The sequence below is a fragment of the Calditrichota bacterium genome (assembly GCA_014359355.1).
Classification (GTDB): domain Bacteria; phylum Zhuqueibacterota; class Zhuqueibacteria; order JANLFK01; family Oleimicrobiaceae; genus Oleimicrobium.
This window is the reverse complement of sequence record JACIZP010000363.1, coordinates 1-3,818: the sequence shown is the minus strand read 5'-3', so window position 1 is coordinate 3,818 and position 3,818 is coordinate 1. Positions and strand designations below refer to the sequence as shown.

At 61.3% G+C, this 3,818-nt stretch carries 5 protein-coding genes; all 5 read left to right on the top strand.

Going from position 1 to position 3,818, the window contains the following annotated elements:
* Positions 1-53 precede the first annotated feature (53 nt).
* Positions 54-1,172 carry a response regulator gene (locus H5U38_15195; GenBank protein MBC7188370.1) on the top strand — a complete coding sequence of 373 codons (1,119 nt, stop codon included), beginning with the start codon at positions 54-56 and terminating at the stop codon, positions 1,170-1,172.
* A gap of 51 nt (positions 1,173-1,223) precedes the next feature.
* On the top strand, positions 1,224-1,712 hold the full coding sequence (locus tag H5U38_15190) for a response regulator (GenBank protein ID MBC7188369.1): 489 nt from the start codon (positions 1,224-1,226) through the stop codon (positions 1,710-1,712).
* A gap of 96 nt (positions 1,713-1,808) precedes the next feature.
* The gene (locus H5U38_15185) at positions 1,809-2,384 is read left to right on the top strand and encodes a response regulator (protein MBC7188368.1); all 576 of its coding nucleotides are present in this window, start codon (positions 1,809-1,811) and stop codon (positions 2,382-2,384) included.
* A 125-nt stretch (positions 2,385-2,509) separates the two neighbouring features.
* Positions 2,510-3,568 (top strand): butyrate kinase, encoded by a 1,059-nt coding sequence (gene buk / locus H5U38_15180; protein ID MBC7188367.1) that lies wholly within the window; start codon positions 2,510-2,512, stop codon positions 3,566-3,568.
* 18 nt (positions 3,569-3,586) lie between these two features.
* The coding region (locus tag H5U38_15175) for a hypothetical protein (protein ID MBC7188366.1) at positions 3,587-3,818 on the top strand (232 nt) is incomplete at its 3' end.

The following is a 3,818-nucleotide window of genomic DNA, read 5'->3' as shown; positions in this document are numbered from 1 at the left end:
AGGCTGTTTATGCCGACCAAGAGCCTTGTAGAAAGCCAAGTTGTGGAAGTCAGGTGAGCGATCAGACCCGCATACTCCTCGTCGATGACGAGCCGATAGTGCGCGATTCCCTCAGTGCTTGGCTGGAAGACGAGGGCTTTGCCGTCTGGGCTGCAGAATCTGGCGAACAGGCCTTAGAGCTTTTCGAGCAGGTGAAGCCAGATATTGCCGTGCTGGACATCAAGATGCCAGGCATGGACGGCTTGACCCTGCTGAAGCGCCTCCGTGAGCTGGATGACCGCCTCCCAGTCGTGATGATGACCGCCCACGCCACGGTGGAGAGCGCGGTGCGCAGCATGCGGGACGGGGCGTACGACTATGTCATGAAGCCCTTTCCCCCGGAGAAGCTGACCAACCTCATCCGGCACATTGTCACCCACCAACAGTTGGCCATGGAGTATGATCGCCTCCATGCCGACTGGGAGCAGGTGCGGCCCTGGCTCACCTATTCACGGCAGCTGCTGAACCTCGGGCAAGCTTTTGAAGCCTTCGTGAGCCACTGCGGCCGCGACCTGCGCACGGCGGTTCAGTCCTTGGAGCGCATGAGAGAGTACCTGGAAGGGGTGGCGCTGGCACCTGAGCAGCGCCGCCAGCTCGTGGACTGCCTCACTGCTGCAGAGAGTGAGACAAGAGCCTCTTTGCGCGCCATCGAAAACGCGATGCGGTGCGTCACTGAGGGGAGGCCGCAGCCGCAAGCGGTCAGCGTGAAAGAGGCCGCTGAACACGCCCTGACCGTAATGCGCCACGTGCCCGCGCTTAGCCGGCAACAAGTGGAGGTCACCATTCCGAATGACCTTCCCGCAGTCCGCGCGGAATTCTGGAGTCTTGTGCAGGTGATCCAAAACCTTCTGGACTTCGCAGGGGGCTACCTTGGGGGAGAGGGGACGATCAGTCTGCAGGCCGCAGCTACGGAGCAGATGGTGGAGGTGGCCGTCTCTTTCGCCGGCGAGGGCCTTGGGCCGGAGATTGTTGCCGCCCTCGAGAGGCCACCCTTTCTCGGGCAATGTCCCACGCCCGCAGTGCTCAGCTTGGCGGTGGCAAAAATCGTTGCGGAGCGATACGGCGGAAGGTTCGAAACCCGCTCTCTGTCGACAGGGCGGATGGCACTCGTAGTTGTTTTTGACCGGGCTTAGAAAAGAGGAACTTGGTCACCGTTGATGTGCAACCAGGACGGGAGTGAAGCAATGGATAAGGCAAGCGTGCTTATCGTCGATGACGAGGCGATCATGCGCGAGTCCCTGAGCGCGTGGCTCCAGGAGGAGGGCTTCGAGGTCCACACCGAGGCCGAAGGGCTCGCCGCCATCAACTTTGTCAGGGACCATCCTGTGGATGTGGCGGTAGTGGACATCAAGATGCCGGGGATGGACGGCGTCACCCTTCTGAAGAAGCTCCACGAGGTGCATAAGGATCTTCCCGTGGTGATGATCACGGCTCACGCCACTGTAGAGAACGCCATCCAGTCCATGAAGGAGGGGGCCTACGACTATCTGATGAAGCCCTTTCCGCCGGAGAAGCTGACGAACGTTATCCGGCGCATCGTGGAGCACCGCCGGCTTGTGGAGGAGAACATCCGCTTGCGCAAGGAACGCCAGCAGGTGTTGCACATCGCCATTACCGCGCTGGTAACCTTGGTCGTGCTCCTTTTGGCCGCCTACTTCCTTTTTGCGAGGTAGCCGGACGCGTTCCGCGTGCGGGGATGCTTTGGACTGAGAATGGTCTTCGTGGGACTAGCCGAAGCTTGTGGTGGAGACAGTGCTGGAGGCAAGAGGATGGAAAAGGCGAAAGTACTCGTGGTGGACGATGAGCAGGTCATGCGCGACTCGCTGCGCGCCTGGCTTGAGGACGAGGGCTTTGAAGTCGAGACGGCGGAGGACGCGCTAAAGGCGCTGGCTGTGGCCAAGGAGCGCCCGTTCGACGTGGCCGTTATCGACATTCGCATGCCTGGCATGGATGGCATCGTGTTGCAGAAGAAACTGCAAGAGGCACAAGCGGACCTTCCGGTGGTCATCATCACCGCCCACGCCAGCGTGGAAACGGCGGTGCAGGCCATGCGGGAAGGGGCCTACGACTACCTCATGAAGCCCTTTCCGCCGGAGAAACTGACCAATGTCATTCGGCGCGTTCTGGAGCATCGCAAGCTGACCGTGGAGAACATCCGCTTGAAGAAGGAGCGGCGAAACATCATCATCATGGCCGCCCTTGCACTCTTAGGACTGGCGGCGCTCCTGATTGCCCCTCGCGCGGGTTCGTTGTCCATGCCCTTGTACTTCCTCTTCCTTGCCTGCCTTGCCGGGGTGGTCATCGTGTTGGGAGCTCAGCTTTCAGGGGCGCGTGCTCGGTCGTGAGCCCGCCTGCCCCTCTCGATCCTTGACTGGGTGACCCCTTGGGTCACATTTGGCAGCGAAGGCCGCTGGGTGTGCTTCGCGGTCTCGTGGTGCGGTGAACAGCCACATGTAGCGGAGAGTGATTCGTGCGCATATTGGTCATCAACCCCGGATCCACGAGCACAAAGGTGGCGCTGTTCCTCGCGGAGCAGGCAGAGGCACGGGAGACCTTGACGCACCCTGCTGAAGAGCTGGCCAAGCATCCTCACGTGTGGGACCAGTTCGAGATGCGGCGGGCGGCGATCGCCGATTTTGTTGCCCGGCAACGCTTGGAGTTGCGGTCGCTGGCGGCAGTTGCTGGGCGCGGCGGGCTGTTGCGGAGCGTCGCCGGGGGGACCTACCGCGTCAACGAGAGGATGCTGGCTGACGCTAAGGCAAACCTGCAGGGCGAACACGTGGCCAACTTGGGGTGCGCGCTGGCTTTTGAGTTTGCCCGGGAGGCCGGTGTCGAGGCCTATGTGACCGACCCGTTGTCGGTGGATGAGTTCGAGCCGCTTGCCCGCTATTCGGGGCATCCGCTCATTCAGAGGCGAGCATTAGCTCATGCGCTGAGCATCCATGAGGTCGCGCGCCGCGCCGCCGCAAGACTGGGCAAGTCTTTGGCGGAGACCAACCTGGTCGTTGCCCACCTCGGCGGGGGCATCTCAGTAGCACCGGTCAAAGCGGGAAAGATAGTCGATGTCAATGATGCCTCAAGCGACGGCCCCTTCTCGCCCGAGCGCACCGGAGGCCTGCCGCTCCAGCCGTTCATCGGCCTCTGTTACTCAGGGCGATACACCGAGAAGGAGATGCGCACCTTAGTGATGGGCAAGGGGGGACTGGTAGCCTATCTCGGCACAAGTTCCGCCGAGGAGGTGGAGCGGCGCATTGCCGAAGGCGACGAATTTGCCCGGCAAGTCTACGAGGCGATGGCTTACCAGATTGCCAAGGAGATCGGCGCCATGGCCACCGTCCTCGCCGGCAAAGTCGATGTGGTGGTGCTCACGGGTGGGCTGGCGCATTCTGGCCTCCTGGTAGATTGGGTGTCCGCGCGCGTCCAGTTCCTTGGTCCGGTGATGGTCCTCGCCGGTGAATTTGAGATGGAGGCTATGGTTGCAGGCGTGCTGCGCGTGCTGCGCGGCGAAGAACAAGCCCTCGAGTACTAACTGCACAGGTCCTGCCGGATGACGAAGGACAAGAGCAATTTCTTCGGTAACTTCTTGGGAAGCGTGAGCAGCCTTTCGTTCTATGCGGCGGTGCCACAGAGACGACATCCGTTGGTTGTTCTGCATCTCCTCGTGCTGAGCAGCGTTGTGCTCGCCGTTACGCTCATCCCCTTTGCGAGCCGAATGACCGCCGTGGCCAAGCGTTATGTGAGCTACTATGACGAGCGCTTTCCAGAAATCCACATAGAGG